The sequence below is a fragment of the Cryobacterium sp. N19 genome (assembly GCF_002929595.1).
GTDB classification, from domain to species: Bacteria; Actinomycetota; Actinomycetes; order Actinomycetales; family Microbacteriaceae; genus Cryobacterium; species Cryobacterium flavum.
Genome location: NZ_PJJR01000053.1, coordinates 184,315 through 199,946, shown reverse-complemented (window position 1 = coordinate 199,946; position 15,632 = coordinate 184,315). Strand labels below are relative to the sequence as shown.

The window sequence follows — 15,632 nt, the reverse complement described above, 5'->3', positions numbered from 1 at the left end:
TGATGCCTGTTGCGGCTGCGTCTCATGCACCCGTGGCTTGGCGCTGATCACAGCGAGGTCGTCGAGGACCGCGGGCTGGCCCTCGGTCTCAGCATTTCGGCACACGTGCTCGCCGCCATCGGTGCTGGACTGGGCGCGTTCGCGGCCTTCGGTCACAAGATCACGCGCCCCTGAGCATGGCCACCCGGGCCGCTGAATTGTTTGTCGATGGTGTGGTCGAGGTCGCTGTGCCCGGCGGAGCGGTTGCAGCCGGGGAACCGGCAGGTTCCATCGCGCAGTCGCAGGTACTTCTTCAAGCTGGCCGGCACGCGGAAGGGGTCTTGGCTGACGTCGAGCACGATTCCGGTGTGCGGGTGGGTGAGGATGCGCAGGAAACTCGTCGCCGTGCCGGCCAGGCGGCGGGCGGTCTCCGGGTCGATCGGCCCGTACCCTTCAAGCTCGGCGGGTTCTTCGCTTTTGCCCATGAGGGTGAGCACCGGCACGGTGATGTTGACGTTGGCGGTGAGTCCGGCGCCGAGGCCGCTGCCGGTGACGCCCTGCTGGAGCAGGTCGACGGCGACGTCGGCGCGCAGCTGGCTGAGGGCGGCGTCGGTGACGCGGGTGTAGATGCCCTGCAGGTCGTCACCCGCACCGCGCAGCCAGAGGGTGGCCATGCCGTCCTTGTCGGGGAAGAACAGCACCTTGCGGTCGGAGAGGCACTTGGCACGGCGCACGGTGATGCTGTCGGGGTGGAACCGTTCCCGCACTTTGCGGGCCTTGCCCTCGAACTGCGTGGGAGTGAGGCGTTTGGCGTGCGGCAGCAGCACCGCCTCCAGCGCGTCGCGGGCGGGCCGCGGCACGGAACCGAGCTGGTCGAGCAGCCGGCGGGCGTGGCGGAGGGAGATGTCCCCAGTGCGGAGCGCGGTAAGAGTATCGGGCCGCTCCACCATACGACGAATTCCCAACACAGTATCCCTACTGGCAGCTGGATCTAGTGACTAGAACGGTATGCTAGTTGTATGAATACAGGGGAAAACGGAGCGATACGGCGGCGCGCGGCCCATGCGGCCAGTACGCGGGCGGAGATCGTCATGGCGGCCGGGCGCCTCATGCTCGAGCGCGGCTATGTCGGTACGTCTGTGGCGGCGATTGCGGGGGAGGCTGGCGTGGTCGTGCAGACGATCTACAACTCGGTGGGGTCCAAGGCCGAACTGCTGGCCGCGGTTCTCGACCGGGTCGCCGCTGAGCCGGGGGCGCCGGCGCTGCTGTCGGGAGCGACCCGGGAACGCATGGCCGAAGCGCGTACCGCGACCGAGGTCATCCGTATTCTGGCGCGGTCGAGCGCACTCGTGAATGAGCGCACCTCGGGCATTCTGCGCATCGTCAGCGAAGCTGCCGTGGTCGATCCGGATGTGGGGGAATTCGAGCAGAAGCGCGATGCTGCACGGCTGCACGGCTTCGGCGAGGTGGCGGCAGCACTGCGCGAGAAGCGCGGCCTGCGAGGAGGGCTGAGCGATCACGAAGCCGCGGCGACGATGTGGGCGCTGGCCCATCCGCACACTTATCGCTCGCTCGTTCTGTCGCTCGGCTGGTCGACCGAGGCCTACCTGAACTGGCTGGAAAAATCGCTCCTGGCTGCCCTGCTGTAGGCGCCCGTGTGCCGAGCACAGCCTGAAGGCAAATATACTAGTGAGTTGGACCGCTTCGGCCAACTCACACTTCACACCCGTACAAACACTTCGAATGGACTATTGCTGTGCTCAACGTGCAAGATCTCGAAATCCGCGTTGGAGCCCGCGTGCTCATGGAGGGCGTCAACTTCCGCGTCGCGAGCGGCGACAAGATCGGCCTCGTCGGCCGTAACGGCGCCGGAAAGACGACCCTGACGAAGACGCTCGCGGGGGAGACGAACCCGACCAAGGGTTCGATCAGTCACTCGGGGGAGATCGGCTACCTGCCCCAGGACCCGCGCGCCGGCGACCCGTCCATGCTCGCCCGCACCCGAATTCTGGATGCCCGTGGCCTCGGTACCATCGCCCTCGGCATGCACGAGTCCAGCATGGCCATGGCCGACCCCGATCCCAAGATCGCCGCAGCCGCCATGAAGAAGTATGGTCGGCTGACCGACGAGTTCAACGGACTGGGCGGCTACTCCGCTGAGGCCGAAGCCGCCTCGATCGCCAGCAACTTGAAACTGCCGGACCACATTCTCGACCAGGCCCTCAGCACTCTCTCTGGTGGTCAGCGTCGTCGTATTGAGCTCGCCCGCATTCTGTTCTCGGCCGCCGAGATGATGATCCTCGACGAACCGACCAACCACCTCGACGCCGACTCGGTGGCCTGGCTGCGCGAATTCGTCAAGAACTACAAGGGCGGCTGCATCATCATCAGCCACGACATCGAGCTCGTCGGCGAAACGGTCAACCGAGTGTTCTACCTCGATGCCAACCGCATGATGATTGACATCTACAACATGAACTGGAAGAACTACCTGCTCCAGCGCTCAGCGGATGCCGACCGTCGCAAGAAGGAACGCTCCAACGCGGAGAAGAAGGCCTCGACCCTGCAACTTCAGGCCGCTAAGTTCGGCGCAAAGGCCAGCAAGGCCGCCGCCGCCCACCAGATGGTGGCGCGCGCCGAGAAGCTCCTTTCCGGGCTGGACGCCGTGCGTGCCGTCGAACGCGTCGCCAAGCTGCGCTTTCCAGAGCCGGCACCCTGTGGTCGTACACCGCTCATGGCCAAGGACCTGTCGAAAAGCTATGGTTCGCTCGAGATCTTCACGGCCGTCGACCTCGCGATCGACCGTGGCTCCAAGGTGGTCATCCTCGGCCTCAACGGTGCAGGCAAGACCACGCTGCTGCGCATGCTCGCCGGTGTCGACGAGTCCGATACTGGCTCGATCGAACCCGGCCACGGCCTGCGCATCGGCTACTACGCGCAGGAACACGAGACCATCGACGTCAAGCGCAGCGTGCTGGAGAACATGGTCTCGTCCTCGCCCAGCATCACCGAGATGGAAGCCCGCCGGGTACTCGGTTCGTTCCTGTTCACCGGTGACGACTCCAACAAGCCCGCCGGTGTGCTGTCCGGTGGCGAGAAGACCCGACTGGCCCTGGCCATGATCGTGGTCTCCGGCGCCAACGTGCTGCTGCTCGACGAGCCCACTAACAACCTCGACCCGGCCAGCCGCGAAGAGATCCTCGACGCCCTCGCGCACTATGCCGGCGCCGTCGTTCTGGTCAGCCACGATGAGGGTGCCGTACAGGCTCTCAACCCCGAGCGCGTGCTGATCATGCCCGAGGGCACGGAGGACCACTGGAACAAGGACTACCTCGACCTGATCGAGCTGTCCTAACCACCCACACTGATTCGGCATGGGTGGTGCCGGTTCGCCTGAAGAAAAGGACCCGTGCGTGTTCCCGCTCGAAAAACCATTGTGCATCGCGCTGGTCTGCCTGCACACCTCGCCGGGTACCGATCCGGGCGCGGGCGACGCCGGCGGAATGAACGTGGTGGTGCGTCACCAGGCCGAGGCTCTCGGAGCGCTCGGTCACACGGTGACTATCCTCACCCGACGGTCGTCCGCCGCGCAGCCCCACCGGCAGCGGCTTGCGCCGCGCGTGACCCTGCAGTTTCTCGATGCTGGCCCGGCCGTTTCGGTGAGCAAGGGCGAGCACGAAGCGTTCATCGGTGATTTCTCGGCCGAACTGGCCGCCCTCGAACCGTACGACATCATCCACTCGCATCACTGGTTCTCCGGCATGGCCGCGCTGCCGGTCGCGCGAACCTGGGGCATTCCGCACGTGCAAAGCTTTCACAGCATCGCCGCCGAGGACGGTAGCCCGCTGTCGGCCGGCGAACGAGCCGAATCGCCGGGACGGATGCTCGGCGAGGCCTGGCTCGCTCGCGAATCGGATTCCCTGGTCGCGATCAGTGCGGCCGAGGCCGCTACGATTTCCGTGCGGCTCGGGGGCCGGGCTAACCGAACCAGCACTGTGCTCCCGGGAGTGGACAGCCGGCTGTTTTCACCAGCGCGTCTTCGCCAGCCACCGGCCAGTGCGACCACCGATGGCTACGTCGTCGTCGCGGCACGGCTACAGCCGCTGAAAGGCCTTGATCTGGCCATTCACGCCATCGCAGCGCTTCCACAGGACCGCCGACCCGAGCTGGTAATTGCCGGCGATGCCTCGGTCGACTATGCCGGTTACGTTGAGGAGCTCCACCAGCTCGCTGAAGGGGCCGGCCTGTCCGACATTCGATTTGTCGGTGCACAGTCCCACGCGAACCTGGCAGAACTGTTTCGCGGTGCCCGCCTGGTGCTCGTACCGTCGCACTCGGAGACCTACGGTCTGGTGGCACTGGAAGCGGCCGCGAGCGGCGTACCGGTCGTTGCTTCGGCGGCCGGGGGATTGCGCGAGGCGGTCGTCGACGGAATCACCGGACTCGTTCTGGACTCCCGCGATCCGCAGGTTTGGGCCGATGCGATGGCGCAGATCCTAACCGACCCGACGCGGGCGGGCGAACTGGCCCAGGCCGCTCGCGAGCATGCGCTTCGGCTGGACTGGACTCGCTCGGCAGCGTCTCTGGTCCGGGTCTACCGTGCACTCCTCGATGAGCCGATCGAGGCCCGGCAGCACGACCGTGCAGTCGCCTGAAGTGCTCTAGGTCAGCTGCCGGTCGAGCAGCTCATCCTCGATCTCGGCGTCATTGCGCGGTTTCGCCGCCCGTTTGCGGGCACGCTCATCGGCGCGTTCGCGTTCGTCGGGATCTTCGGCGTTCACACTGCGATATTCCTCGCGCAGCGCCCAACCGAGGCCGATGAAGGCGAGGAGGCCGAAAACGAACCACTGGAACGCATACGAGAGGTGCGGGCCTTCGTCGCGGATCGGCTTCACGACGGCGGCCGGGCGCTTCTCGGTAGCGGCCGGGCTCTCGGTGTCCATCAGGCCATAAGCGCCGGTATAGGTGGGCTGGTCGAGCCGCGCGGCAATGGTGGTGAGATTGATCGTCGCGACCTGGTCGCCGTTGGCGGTACGGCCTGGGAGGTCGGGTTCGCTGGCCTTGAGCCGGGCGACAACGGTCACCGTTCCGCTCGGCGGAGCCGGCACCGTGTCGGGTGCGTCCTGTTCCTGCCCGGTGGGCAGCCAGCCGCGGTCGACGATGAAGATGGTGCCGTCGGTGAGCAGCAGTGGGGTCAGCACCTCAAAGCCCGGATTGACGTTGAGCGGGCGGTTGCGCGCGAGCATCTCGTCGGCGGTGAGGTAAATGCCTTTCAGTTCCACCGGCATCCACTTTTGGGATTCGTCAAAGGCGGTCAGTTCGGGCAGCGCCTCGGTGACTGGGACCGGGTTTGAGTCGAAGTTGGAGTCGATCTTGAACAGTTCGGTGAGGGCCTCGTCGCGCCGGGCAAGCTGCCACGCGCCGAGGCCGGAACACACCGCCGCAAAGAGTATGGTGAGCGCGAGATACCCGGCCCAGCGGCGGCTGAAGGCGAACTTCCAGCCCGTCATCGCGCATCTCCGGCGGGCTCTGGTGAGGTGTCAAACGGGCTCACAGTGAGGGGAAAATCGCGCGCGGCCAGAAATTCCCGCAGGTAGTCGACGTGCTCATCGCAGGCCAGCCAGGTTTTGACCCGATCGCTCGAGTGGATGCGCGGGTTGCGCCAGTCCAGCCGCCACGTTCCCGTATTGCGACAGTCGGCCCGCGAGCAGGTTGAGGATTGCAGGGGCGCGCCCAGCCCGATCATGGGGCCGGGTGAAGCAGCCGCGCGAGCACTCACTTGACCTCGTCGTCGGAGGAACGGGTGTCGGTGCCGGTATAGATCTCGACGCCACCAGGCCGCAATACTTCGGCTCCGCGGGGCGCAATCTTCACGTTCGCGACCACGACGGCGAAGTACGGAAGAAGAATGGCACCGAGTGCGCAGATCACCAGCCACCAGCCCTGCACAAAAAGCATCAGCACAATGCAAATGACACGCACGCCCATTGCAATGGAATATTTGATCATCCGGTTGCGTCGTTCGACCTCCGGGGAGGCGGGGAGCGAGGTGATCGACTGCTGCTTCATAGGTCCATCGGGTTCGTCGTCGGTTTCTTCACTGGGGGAAAATCCACCTCAATAAGCCTACGTCTGTACGGCCGGATTGTCGCACGCCTTAAACTTGAATCTGCCGGGTATTTCGTAGTGTTGCACCCTGCAACCCCCACATCACAGCAATCAACAGACTTGGAACTTCATGACAACGGCTCGAACAGTGCTCGTCACCGGCGGCAACCGCGGCATCGGATTTGCCATCGCGGAAGAATTCCTCGCCCAGGGACACCGCGTGGCCGTCACTTCGCGGTCCGGGCACGGACCGGCCGGCAGCCTCACCGTACGTGCCGACGTAACGGATGCCGCGTCGATCGATGCCGCGTTCACCCAGATCGAAGCGACCTACGGCCCGGTCGAGGTCGTCGTGGCCAACGCCGGGATCACCCGCGACACCCTGCTCATGCGCATGTCGGAGGATGACTTCACCTCGGTCATCGACACCAACCTCAGCGGCGCATTCCGCGTCGTCAAGCGTGCCAGCAAGGGGATGCTGAAGGCTCGCTTCGGACGCATCGTTCTCATCTCGAGCGTTGTCGGTCTCTATGGCTCTGCCGGGCAGGTGAACTACTCGGCGTCGAAGAGCGGCCTGGTTGGCCTGGCCCGCTCGGTCACCCGAGAGCTCGGTGCCCGTGGGATCACGGCCAACGTCGTCGCTCCCGGTTTCATCGAGACCGACATGACCGCCGCCCTGCCCGAAGCACAGCAGGCCGACTACAAGCGCAATATTCCGGCCGGCCGTTTTGCCACTCCGTTAGAAGTCGCTCGCGTCGTCACCTGGCTGGCCGGCGATGACGCCGCGTACATTTCGGGTGCCGTCATTCCTGTGGATGGCGGCCTGGGCATGGGCCACTAGGCCCAGCCCGTGCACGGCGGGGGTCGCGTCAGCCGCGCAGACCGAGCAGCGGCAGTACCTGGCTGAGATTGCAGTTCTCGATTACGAGGTCGGCCTCACGCTTCACCCGCGGCTTGGCATTGAACGCGACGGCGAGTCCGGCCGCGTCCATCATTCGCAGGTCGTTCGCGCCGTCGCCGACGGCGATCGTCTGCGACAGAATGATGCGGCGCTGGGCGGCCCATTCACGCAGGGCGACGGCTTTCGCCTCGGCGTCGATGATCGGGCCGAGCACCCGTCCGGTCAGGTAGCCGCCTTCCACTTCGAGTCGGTTGGCCCGCCAGTGGTCCAGGCCCAGGTCGGCCGCGAGCGGGTCGAGCAGCTCATGAAAACCGCCGGAGACCACCCCCACGACGCCCCCGGCGGCGTGAATGCCGGCGATCAGTTCGTGCACTCCCTCGGTCGGGCGGATGCGCCGCCCCACCTCGGCGAAAACGGTGTCCGGAAGCCCCGCCAGGGTCAAAACCCGTTCGCGTAGGCTGTCGGCGAAGTCGAGTTCGCCGCGCATCGCGCGCTCGGTGACGTCGGCGACGAGTTCACGTGAGCCGGCGGCATCCGCCAGCAGTTCGATCACTTCGTCCTGGATCAGGGTGGAGTCGGCGTCGAGCACGACCAGAAAAGTTGATGCGGAGCTAAGGATCACGGAGTAACGAGCACGCCCTTACCGACGACGGTGATGCCGGATTCGGTCACGCTGAAGCCGCGTGCCAGGTCACGATCGCGATCGACACCGACCGTGGCACCGGGCTCGACGATGACTTCCTTGTCGAGGATTGCCCGGCGCACGATCGCTCCCGGGCGGATCTGCACGCGGTCGAACACGATGGAGTCGACGACTTCGCAGGCCGAACCGATCGAGGTCCACGGGCCGAGAACGCTGCGCTCGATGTGTGCGCCCGAGATGACGCAGCCGAGGGAGACGATCGAGTCGATCATGGTGCCGAGGGCGCCCCGTCCGTCGCGGACGAATTTCGCCGGCGGAGAGTTCAGCTGCATGCTGAAGATCGGCCACTGCTGGTTATACAGGTTGAATACCGGAAGGGCCGAGATGAGGTCCTGGTGGGCTTCGAAGAACGAATCAATGGTTCCGACATCGCGCCAATAGTACCGGTCGCGATCGGTGGAACCGGGGACCTCATTGCGCTGCAGATCGTACACGCCGGCATCCCCGCGAGAAACGAAATCGGGAATGATATCGCCGCCCATGTCGTGACTCGAGTCGGTACGCTCACCATCGCGCAGCACCGCCTCGATCAAGGCATCGGTGTTGAAGACATAGTTGCCCATCGAAGCGAACACTTCGTGCGGGGCGTCGGCGAGCCCGACGGCGTCCTTGGGCTTCTCGCGAAAGTCCAGGATGCGATCGGGAGTGGCGGCATCCACTTCGATGACGCCGAACTGGTCGGCCAGGCCGATCGGCTGGCGAATGGCGGCGACCGTGGCTGCCAATCCCGACGCGATGTGGGCGTCGATCATCTGACTGAAGTCCATGCGGTAGACGTGATCGGCACCGACGACGACGACGATGTCGGGTTTTTCATCATGAATGAGGTTCAGGCTCTGCAAAATGGCATCGGCCGATCCGCTGAACCAGCGTTTGCCAAGGCGCTGCTGCGCCGGCACGGAGGCTATGTACGAGTTGAACAACCCGCCGGAGACGTGCCAGGTCTGGGAGACGTGGCGGTCGAGGCTGTGTGACTTGTACTGGGTCAACACTACGATCTGGGTGACGCCGGAATTGATCAGATTGGACAGGGCAAAGTCCACCAGGCGGTAATGCCCGCCAAAGGGGACGGCGGGCTTGGCCCGGTCCTCGGTCAGCGGCATTAGCCGTTTTCCCTCGCCACCGGCGAGAACGATTCCAAAGATCTTCTTGGCCTTCATGTGTACAGAGTAGGGCCAACCGGGCAGGTCGACTAGCACCGCGGGGTGTGGGTCGGGCCCGGCTGCGCTACCTTTGCTCCATGCGAGTGGATCTGATGACCAAGGAATACCCCCCGGAGATCTACGGGGGAGCGGGCGTGCACGTCACAGAGCTCGTGCGAGCGCTCCGTGAAGACATTGCCGTGTCGGTGCGGTGCTTTGGCGCGCCGCGCTCGGATATCGACACCTTTGCCTATGCGGTACCCGCGCAGCTGGTAGACGCCAACGCCACCCTGAGTACCCTCGGCGTCGACCTGCAAATGGCCCAGGACGCCGCTGGAGCCGATCTGGTGCACTCTCACACCTGGTACGCCAATGCGGCCGGACACCTCGCGAAGATGCTGCACGGTATTCCGCACGTCGTCACCGCCCACAGTCTTGAACCGCTGCGCCCGTGGAAAGCGGAGCAACTCGGCGGCGGCTACCGAGTGTCGAGCTGGATCGAAAAAACAGCCTTTGAAGCAGCGGATGCCGTCATCGCCGTCAGCGACGGCATGCGTCGCGACATCCTACGTAGCTATCCGGCACTCGATGCGAGACGGGTGCACACCGTCTACAACGGCATCGACCTCGAGCGTTGGAAACCGACCCCGAACGAAGATTTTGTGCGGAGCCTGGGGATTGACCCTAACCGGCCATCCGTTGTCTTCGTCGGTCGCATCACCCGGCAGAAAGGGCTGCCCTACCTCTTGCGCGCCGCCGCCCTGCTGCCGCCCGAGGTGCAGCTCGTGCTGTGCGCCGGTGCGCCCGACACCCCGGGGATCCTGGCTGAAGTGTCGGCTGGTGTCGAGGCCCTGCAACGCGAGCGGTCCGGTGTGGTCTGGATCAACCGGCTCCTCGCCCAGCCCGAGCTTGCTGCGGTACTCACCCACGGCACGGTCTTCGTTTGCCCGTCCATCTACGAACCCCTCGGAATCGTCAACCTCGAAGCCATGGCCTGCTCACTCGCAGTCGTCGGTACCGCAACCGGCGGTATCCCCGAGGTCGTCGCCGACGGCCAGACCGGGCGGCTGGTACCGATCGAGCAGCTCACCGACGGCACCGGCACCCCGCTGCACCCCGATCAGTTCGTCGCCGACCTCGCCCGAACACTCACCGAAGTTGTGAGCGACCCGGCCCGCGCCGCCGAAATGGGACGCGCCGGTCGTCTGCGCGCCGAGCGGGAATTTGGCTGGAGCCAGATCGCCACCCGCACTCGGGAGATCTACGCCTCGCTGCTCTGACGGGCCGTAGGGGGGTCGGGCTCGCCATTGGGGCGGGCCCGACGTCTTTCTGCACTGGCCCCGCCCGATAACATGGCTGTATGGTCAACGTTCTGCATTTCACCGACGTCTCGGTCGTCCGGGGTGGCACCATCATCCTCGACTCAGTGAATTGGAGCGTCGATGACGACCAACGGTGGGTCATTCTCGGCCCGAACGGAGCCGGCAAGACCACGTTGCTGCAGATCGCCGCGGCTTTCATGCACCCGTCGACCGGTCAGGCCGAAGTGCTCGATGAGACGCTCGGTGGAACGGATGTCTTCGAGCTGCGGCCCCGCATCGGGTTCGCCTCGACCGCCATGGCGCGCAAGGTCCCGGTCCAAGAAAAGGTCCTCGACGTTGTCATGACGGCGGCCTATTCGGTCACCGGCCGGTGGAACGAGGAATACGAAACCATCGACGAGCGACGTGCCCAGCGCGTGCTGCAGGAGTGGAATCTCGACCACCTCGCTGACCGCAAGTTCGGCACGCTGAGTGACGGCGAGCAGAAGCGGGTGCAGATTGCCCGCTCGGTCATGACCGACCCCGAAATTCTTTTGCTGGACGAGCCCGCTGCGAGCCTCGATCTCGGCGCCCGGGAATCGCTTCTTCAGCTGCTCAGCGGTTTTGCCCAGGAACCCAACTCCCCGGCCATCATCATGGTCACCCACCACGTCGAAGAGATTCCGCTCGGATTTACCCACGTGCTGTTGCTGTCGGGCGGCAAGGTCGTCTCAGCCGGGCCTATTGCCGAAGCGCTGACCGCCGAAGCCCTGACCGAGACTTTCGGCCTCGCGGTCGAACTGTCCGAGACCGACGGCCGCTACTCTGCGCGTGCGGTCTGAGCTCAGACTCCCGGCAAAGGCGGTCGATCACGCGCTCTTTCTGCTAAAGTAAGTGGCTGGCCATCTGGCCAACCAGCTTGTCGTCGTCCCAGACGGCGGGGCCCAACAATCGAACAGCACTGTGACCAGTTACAAGTCTGTTCACCAGAAGTGCAAAAGGAAATCTTCATGAAGTCTGACATCCACCCCGAGTACGCTTCGGTCGTGTTCCGCGACCTCGCCTCCGGCGCGACCTTCCTGACCCGTTCGACGGTCTCCAGCAAGAAGACCATCGAGTGGGAAGACGGAACCACGTACCCGGTCATCGACGTGGAAATCTCCTCCGAGTCTCACCCGTTCTACACGGGCAAGCAGCGCATCATGGACTCCGCCGGCCGCGTGGAGAAGTTCAACTCGCGCTACAAGGGCTTCGGCAAATAGCACCAGGTACTGCAAGCACCAGGTACTGCAAGAAAAGCGACCAGCCCAGGCTGGTCGCTTTTTTGTGTCTGTTCCGATCTGCGTCAGCGCTGGGGCCAGGCGGTGTCCGCTAGAAATTCGGGGTCGCGACCGCGCCGCATGTACTCCTGAAAACTTTCGGCCTGCTGGCGGTACCAAGTGACCTGCAGCGCGTGCATCTCGTCGAGAGTGGCGGGCAGAGCACCCTCGTGGGCCCGGTGAATGGCCTGGGCGACACGACCGGCGGCGATCGCATCGGCTCCGGCATCATGGGCATCGTCCAGTGAGACACCATAGAACGCGCTGGTGACCTCGAGGGTGCGCTTGCCCTTGCGATACTTATCGACGGCCTTGTCGATGACCAGGGGATCGACGACGGGACTGGGGGAGTCCAGCGGGACGATGCCGTAGCGCAGGGCTTCACGATCGAGCAGGGTGAGGTCGTAGGGGGCGTTGTAGGCCACGATGGGCAGGCCGTCGCTCAGATGCCCGCGCAGGGCTGTGACGATCTCGGCTACAGCCTCCGCGGCGACCCGACCGTGCTCTACGGCCTGCTCTGTCGTGATGCCGTGAACGCTGGTCGCTCCGGCCGGAATGTCAATGCCCGGATCGACCAGCCAATCGATGCGTTCCACGGCGGTACCGCTCGCGTCGAGAACGGCGACGGTGGCCGACACGATGCGGCAGGTTTCCACGTCGATTCCGGTGGTTTCAAGGTCGAATACGGCGAGGTGATCGCTCCAGGTGCTCATACTTCCACCCTAGGGGCGACCACCGACACTCTTCCGCGCCACCCAACGGTGCGGGCCGTGCTGTGAGGAACGGCGGGGTCCCGCGCGCGAAATCAGAGTTGAATACGCCGATTGATGACGTTCTCAGCGCTCTCACGCATTGTCTGGTTGCGGGCCCGAGCATCCGCTCGGAGACGCTTGAAGGCTTCGTCCATGTCAACCGTGCTGATCTGCGCGATGACGCCCTTGGCCTGCTCAATCAAAATGCGACTGTTTAGCGCCCCCATCAATTGCTCGTTGACGACGGCGTCCTCGCGCACCGTGCGTTCCTGCAGGATGCTGATGGTCGCGACATCGGCCATGGCCTGCCCGATCGCGGCGTCCTCGGGGGTGACGTCGCCGGTGACCTCGCGGAACAGGTTGAGGGCGCCGATGGTCCGGTTTCGTACCCGCATCGGAATGGCATGCACCGAATGAAACCCCTGCGACAGCGCGGCAGCCACGAAATCCGGGTACGTCTTGCTGAAGGCGGCGATGTCACCGAGGGTGACGACCTTGCCGGTGAGATAGCAGTCCACACAGGGACCGGCGCCAGCTTGCTGTTGGAGAACCTCGACGAGATAGCTTTCCTCGCTCGTGGAGGCAACGACTTGGAGTTCCCCGCTCGGATCGGCGAGCAGGAGCCCGGCCGCGGTCGCGTCGAGCAGTTCTACGCACTCCTCGACCAGTGTGTGCAGTACTTCGAGAACGTCATATTCGCCCACGAGGGTGTCCGTCAACTTCACGAAGGCGGCGCTCACCAGTGAGGCGCGATTCATAGTGACCATGAAGAAATCCTATGACCTTTTGTGGTATGTCGTCAGTTTTTACCTAGTCAGATTCCTGGCTGAATTGCAACCGCCTTGCGACCACGTCTCCCGCGACGGAGCGCACCGTTGTTCCGTGGGCGAAGGCGTGCGCGCGAAGCAGCAACAGGGCATCCGTCGGTGTGACGTTCATCTGCACCAGCACCATGCCGGTGGCCTGATGAATTTCCCGTCGCGACAGGGGCGACCCCGTGGAGGCCTGGGATGCCGTTGACGTCACGGAAGTTTCGCCTGCTTCGGCCGACTGCACCCGCAGCAAGTGGTCGAGCAGGTTCCAGGCGGTCTCGGTGGCCAGGACCAGCGCCTTGGCGCGGTCCGCGCGATCCAGTACTCCTGCTGTCGTGCTGTACAGCTCGACGATACCGACGTTGAGCGCTCCGAGAGTGAGCGGGAAAACGTACAGGGCCTCGACCGTCGTCTCCATCAGCGCGGTGTGAAAAACCGGCCACAGCGGATGCTCCGCCTCACGTACTCGAGGCTCCAAAACGGGCAGCCGGGTGCGAGCCGCCTCCCAACGGGGACCTTCCCCGAGATCGAACTGCAGCTCGTCGAGGCGAGCAGCGAGGCGATCGGTGGCACACACGATCGATTCGGGCACCGCACCGCCGAAAACAGAGACAGCAGCACCATTCACGGGTAAAAGGTCAAGAAAATTCGCGCACAGGGCTGTGTCCTCGACTCCGCCTTCTGAACTAGACCATTCAGCCACGACCGGCCTCCAGAGCGTTTGCGACAGATTGCTTATCCCAAGCCTACGTCGCGCGCGCGAGCGCGACAATGACAGTTCACGCGAAGTTCGTCACGGTGCCGAATGACCCACGCCCTCAGCCGCAGTGCAACCAATAGAAGCTCTGGGCGCCGAGGGTGAGTGTGAGCGAACCTTCCTCGTTGAAGCTGGGAAACACCGCACCGCCGAACAGGTCGTACAGCCGGGTCCCGGCCATGTCGACATCCTCGATGGTAAAGGCGACCGGGTTGTGCGAGAAGCTGAACACGCACATCACCGTTTCCGGCTGGTCGCCGAACATGGAGCCCGAGCCGGCGTAGCTGCGGGTGAACACGAGGACCGATTCGTGGGTGGTCTTGAGAACACGAATCTTGCCGAGTCCAAAGGTGGGATGGGCCTTGCGCACGTGGATGACATTGCGAATCCAGTGCAGCAGCGAACCGGACTGGGCCAGCTGGGATTCCACGTTGGTCTGCGTGAAGTTGTAGACGAGAGACTGCACGATTGGCAGGAACAGTTTGCCCGGGTCGGCATCGGAAAAGCCGGCGTTGCGGTCGGGGGTCCACTGCATCGGTGTACGGGAACTGTCCCGGTCGGGAAGCCAGATGTTGTCGCCCATGCCGATCTCGTCGCCGTAGTACAGAAACGGGCTGCCGGGTAGGGCGAACAACAGGGCATGGGCGAGCTCCAGTTCGGCGCGCGAGTTGTCGAGCAACGGTGCCAGCCGCCTGCGAATGCCGATATTGGCGCGCATCCGTGGGTCGTAGGCGTACCAGCCGTACATGGCCTGCCGGTATTCCTCGCTGACCATTTCAAGGGTGAGCTCGTCGTGGTTGCGGAGAAACACGCCCCAGCCGGCGCCGTCGGGAATGTCGGTGGTCTCGGAGAGCACCCGCACGAGTTCGTTGGCCTGCTGCGAGCGCAGGGAATAGAAGATGCGCGGCATCACCGGAAAGTCGAACGCCATATGGCATTCCGGTTCGTCCTCGGTGCCGAAGAAAGCGGCGACTTCGCGCGGCCACTGATTGGCCTCGGCGATCATGACCCGGCCGGGATATTCACGATCGACCATGGCGCGGAGCCGCTTGACGAATTCGTGCGTCGGCGGTTCGCCCTCGCCGTTGCCCTCCTCGGATTCAAACAGGTACGGGATCGCGTCCAGCCGAAAGCCGTCGACACCGAGATCGAGCCAGAAGCGAATGACATCGAAGATGGCATCCTGCACGGCCGGGAGTTCGAAGTTGAGGTCGGGCTGGTGCGAGAAGAACCGGTGGAAGAAGAACTGGCGCCGCACCGGATCGAAGGCCCAGTTCGATTCTTCAGTGTCGGTGAAGATGATGCGAATATTCGGGTACCGCTCGTCGGTGTCGCTCCAGACGTAGAAGTCCCCGTACGGCCCGTCGGGATCCTCGCGGGACTGCTGAAACCACTCGTGCTGGTCGGAGGTGTGATTGAGCGGAAAATCGATCACGATGCGCATATTGCGTTCGTGCGCTTTGGTGACGAGGTCCTTGAACTCCTCGAGGGTGCCGAATTCCGGAAGAATGGTTCGGTAATCGGAAACGTCGTAGCCGCCGTCTTTCAGCGGGGAATTGAAGAACGGCGGAATCCACAGGGCGTCGATTCCCAGCCATTGCAGGTAATCAAGCTTCGACACCAGGCCGGACAGATCGCCGGAGCCGTCGGCATTGCTGTCGACAAACGAACGCACCATCACCTCGTAGAAGACGGCGCGGCGATACCACCGCGGATCGAGGGCCAAACCGGGCAACTGAATGGGTGCGGTAAAGCTCACGGCTTTCCTTCCGTCCCGGCAAAGGGCTCTCTCGATGCAAGTGGTGGCTAGAGTCTAGATCGACCATCCCGGTGCACGTCCAGCCTTGCGTAAGTCACG

The 15,632-nt window shown here is 64.2% G+C and carries 18 protein-coding genes; 8 read left to right on the top strand and 10 right to left on the bottom strand.

Annotated elements, in window-relative coordinates:
* Positions 1–24: 24 nt before the first annotated feature.
* Complete coding sequence (locus CXY78_RS21100; RefSeq protein ID WP_158253339.1) at positions 25–174, top strand: hypothetical protein; 150 nt, start codon at positions 25–27, stop codon at positions 172–174.
* Here CXY78_RS21100 and CXY78_RS16785 read toward each other — a convergent pair.
* Positions 153–944: a DUF222 domain-containing protein gene (locus tag CXY78_RS16785; protein ID WP_140425730.1), complete on the bottom strand. Its 792-nt coding sequence runs from the start codon at positions 942–944 to the stop codon at positions 153–155. The genes CXY78_RS21100 and CXY78_RS16785 overlap by 22 nt on opposite strands.
* Before the next feature lie 54 nt (positions 945–998).
* Here CXY78_RS16785 and CXY78_RS16780 point away from each other — a divergent pair, with 54 nt between their 5' ends.
* The 3 genes from CXY78_RS16780 (at position 999) to CXY78_RS16770 (ending at position 4,634) form a co-directional block, all read left to right on the top strand.
* Positions 999–1,628, top strand: a complete 630-nt coding sequence (locus tag CXY78_RS16780) for a TetR/AcrR family transcriptional regulator (protein WP_092340118.1) — start codon at positions 999–1,001, stop codon at positions 1,626–1,628.
* 107 nt (positions 1,629–1,735) lie between these two features.
* Positions 1,736–3,334, top strand: a complete 1,599-nt coding sequence (locus tag CXY78_RS16775) for an ABC-F family ATP-binding cassette domain-containing protein (protein ID WP_104090337.1) — start codon at positions 1,736–1,738, stop codon at positions 3,332–3,334.
* A 58-nt stretch (positions 3,335–3,392) separates the two neighbouring features.
* Positions 3,393–4,634 (top strand): glycosyltransferase, encoded by a 1,242-nt coding sequence (locus CXY78_RS16770; protein ID WP_233206224.1) that lies wholly within the window; start codon positions 3,393–3,395, stop codon positions 4,632–4,634.
* Between the two features lie 6 nt (positions 4,635–4,640).
* On the opposite strand, the gene CXY78_RS16765 is transcribed toward CXY78_RS16770, so the two are convergent.
* From CXY78_RS16765 to CXY78_RS16755, 3 genes are read right to left on the bottom strand one after another with little or no spacing between them, the layout of a single operon-like run.
* Positions 4,641–5,489 (bottom strand): SURF1 family protein, encoded by an 849-nt coding sequence (locus CXY78_RS16765; protein WP_104090333.1) that lies wholly within the window; start codon positions 5,487–5,489, stop codon positions 4,641–4,643.
* Positions 5,486–5,725 carry a hypothetical protein gene (locus tag CXY78_RS16760; protein ID WP_104090331.1) on the bottom strand — a complete coding sequence of 80 codons (240 nt, stop codon included), beginning with the start codon at positions 5,723–5,725 and terminating at the stop codon, positions 5,486–5,488. Before CXY78_RS16760 ends, CXY78_RS16765 begins: the two co-directional genes overlap by 4 nt.
* A 29-nt stretch (positions 5,726–5,754) precedes the next feature.
* Positions 5,755–6,048, bottom strand: coding sequence for a DUF3099 domain-containing protein (locus CXY78_RS16755; RefSeq protein WP_092340123.1), 294 nt, complete (start codon positions 6,046–6,048; stop codon positions 5,755–5,757).
* Between the two features lie 169 nt (positions 6,049–6,217).
* On the opposite strand from CXY78_RS16755, the gene fabG reads away from it, so the two are divergent.
* Complete coding sequence (gene fabG, locus CXY78_RS16750) at positions 6,218–6,928, top strand: 3-oxoacyl-ACP reductase FabG (RefSeq protein WP_092340124.1); 711 nt, start codon at positions 6,218–6,220, stop codon at positions 6,926–6,928.
* A gap of 28 nt (positions 6,929–6,956) precedes the next feature.
* On the opposite strand, the gene serB is transcribed toward fabG, so the two are convergent.
* Positions 6,957–7,610 (bottom strand): phosphoserine phosphatase SerB, encoded by a 654-nt coding sequence (serB, locus tag CXY78_RS16745; protein ID WP_233206223.1) that lies wholly within the window; start codon positions 7,608–7,610, stop codon positions 6,957–6,959.
* Entirely contained in the window at positions 7,607–8,851 is a 1,245-nt protein-coding gene (locus tag CXY78_RS16740; protein ID WP_104090329.1) for a glucose-1-phosphate adenylyltransferase, read from the bottom strand. The genes serB and CXY78_RS16740 overlap by 4 nt, the downstream gene beginning before the upstream one ends.
* A gap of 80 nt (positions 8,852–8,931) precedes the next feature.
* Between CXY78_RS16740 and glgA the strand changes: the two genes are divergently transcribed.
* The 3 genes from glgA (at position 8,932) to CXY78_RS16725 (ending at position 11,396) form a co-directional block, all read left to right on the top strand.
* Complete coding sequence (glgA, locus tag CXY78_RS16735) at positions 8,932–10,113, top strand: glycogen synthase (RefSeq protein WP_104090327.1); 1,182 nt, start codon at positions 8,932–8,934, stop codon at positions 10,111–10,113.
* Positions 10,114–10,193: 80 nt separating this feature from the next.
* On the top strand, positions 10,194–10,976 hold the full coding sequence (locus CXY78_RS16730; RefSeq protein ID WP_092340127.1) for an ABC transporter ATP-binding protein: 783 nt from the start codon (positions 10,194–10,196) through the stop codon (positions 10,974–10,976).
* A gap of 168 nt (positions 10,977–11,144) precedes the next feature.
* Positions 11,145–11,396 (top strand): type B 50S ribosomal protein L31, encoded by a 252-nt coding sequence (locus CXY78_RS16725; protein ID WP_104090325.1) that lies wholly within the window; start codon positions 11,145–11,147, stop codon positions 11,394–11,396.
* An 83-nt stretch (positions 11,397–11,479) separates the two neighbouring features.
* On the opposite strand, the gene CXY78_RS16720 is transcribed toward CXY78_RS16725, so the two are convergent.
* The 4 genes from CXY78_RS16720 to treS all read right to left on the bottom strand — a co-directional run bounded on the left by CXY78_RS16720 (position 11,480) and on the right by treS (position 15,533).
* Positions 11,480–12,166 carry an exonuclease domain-containing protein gene (locus CXY78_RS16720; RefSeq protein ID WP_092340128.1) on the bottom strand — a complete coding sequence of 229 codons (687 nt, stop codon included), beginning with the start codon at positions 12,164–12,166 and terminating at the stop codon, positions 11,480–11,482.
* 92 nt (positions 12,167–12,258) lie between these two features.
* Positions 12,259–12,972 carry a GAF and ANTAR domain-containing protein gene (locus CXY78_RS16715; protein ID WP_092340129.1) on the bottom strand — a complete coding sequence of 238 codons (714 nt, stop codon included), beginning with the start codon at positions 12,970–12,972 and terminating at the stop codon, positions 12,259–12,261.
* 43 nt (positions 12,973–13,015) lie between these two features.
* Positions 13,016–13,720, bottom strand: a complete 705-nt coding sequence (locus tag CXY78_RS16710) for a GAF and ANTAR domain-containing protein (protein ID WP_104090323.1) — start codon at positions 13,718–13,720, stop codon at positions 13,016–13,018.
* Between the two features lie 115 nt (positions 13,721–13,835).
* Entirely contained in the window at positions 13,836–15,533 is a 1,698-nt protein-coding gene (gene treS / locus CXY78_RS16705; protein WP_104090322.1) for a maltose alpha-D-glucosyltransferase, read from the bottom strand.
* Positions 15,534–15,632 lie beyond the last annotated feature (99 nt).

Coding starts and splice junctions, on each gene's coding strand:
- CXY78_RS16740 (WP_104090329.1), bottom strand. CDS start 8,851: ATGAAGGCCAAGAAGATCTTTGGAATCGTTCTCGCCGGTGGCGAGGGA.
- CXY78_RS16715 (WP_092340129.1), bottom strand. CDS start 12,972: ATGGTCACTATGAATCGCGCCTCACTGGTGAGCGCCGCCTTCGTGAAG.
- CXY78_RS16760 (WP_104090331.1), bottom strand. CDS start 5,725: ATGATCGGGCTGGGCGCGCCCCTGCAATCCTCAACCTGCTCGCGGGCC.
- CXY78_RS16720 (WP_092340128.1), bottom strand. CDS start 12,166: ATGAGCACCTGGAGCGATCACCTCGCCGTATTCGACCTTGAAACCACC.
- CXY78_RS16780 (WP_092340118.1), top strand. CDS start 999: ATGAATACAGGGGAAAACGGAGCGATACGGCGGCGCGCGGCCCATGCG.
- CXY78_RS16765 (WP_104090333.1), bottom strand. CDS start 5,489: ATGACGGGCTGGAAGTTCGCCTTCAGCCGCCGCTGGGCCGGGTATCTC.
- CXY78_RS16725 (WP_104090325.1), top strand. CDS start 11,145: ATGAAGTCTGACATCCACCCCGAGTACGCTTCGGTCGTGTTCCGCGAC.
- CXY78_RS16755 (WP_092340123.1), bottom strand. CDS start 6,048: ATGAAGCAGCAGTCGATCACCTCGCTCCCCGCCTCCCCGGAGGTCGAA.
- CXY78_RS21100 (WP_158253339.1), top strand. CDS start 25: ATGCACCCGTGGCTTGGCGCTGATCACAGCGAGGTCGTCGAGGACCGC.
- CXY78_RS16730 (WP_092340127.1), top strand. CDS start 10,194: ATGGTCAACGTTCTGCATTTCACCGACGTCTCGGTCGTCCGGGGTGGC.
- fabG (WP_092340124.1), top strand. CDS start 6,218: ATGACAACGGCTCGAACAGTGCTCGTCACCGGCGGCAACCGCGGCATC.
- glgA (WP_104090327.1), top strand. CDS start 8,932: ATGCGAGTGGATCTGATGACCAAGGAATACCCCCCGGAGATCTACGGG.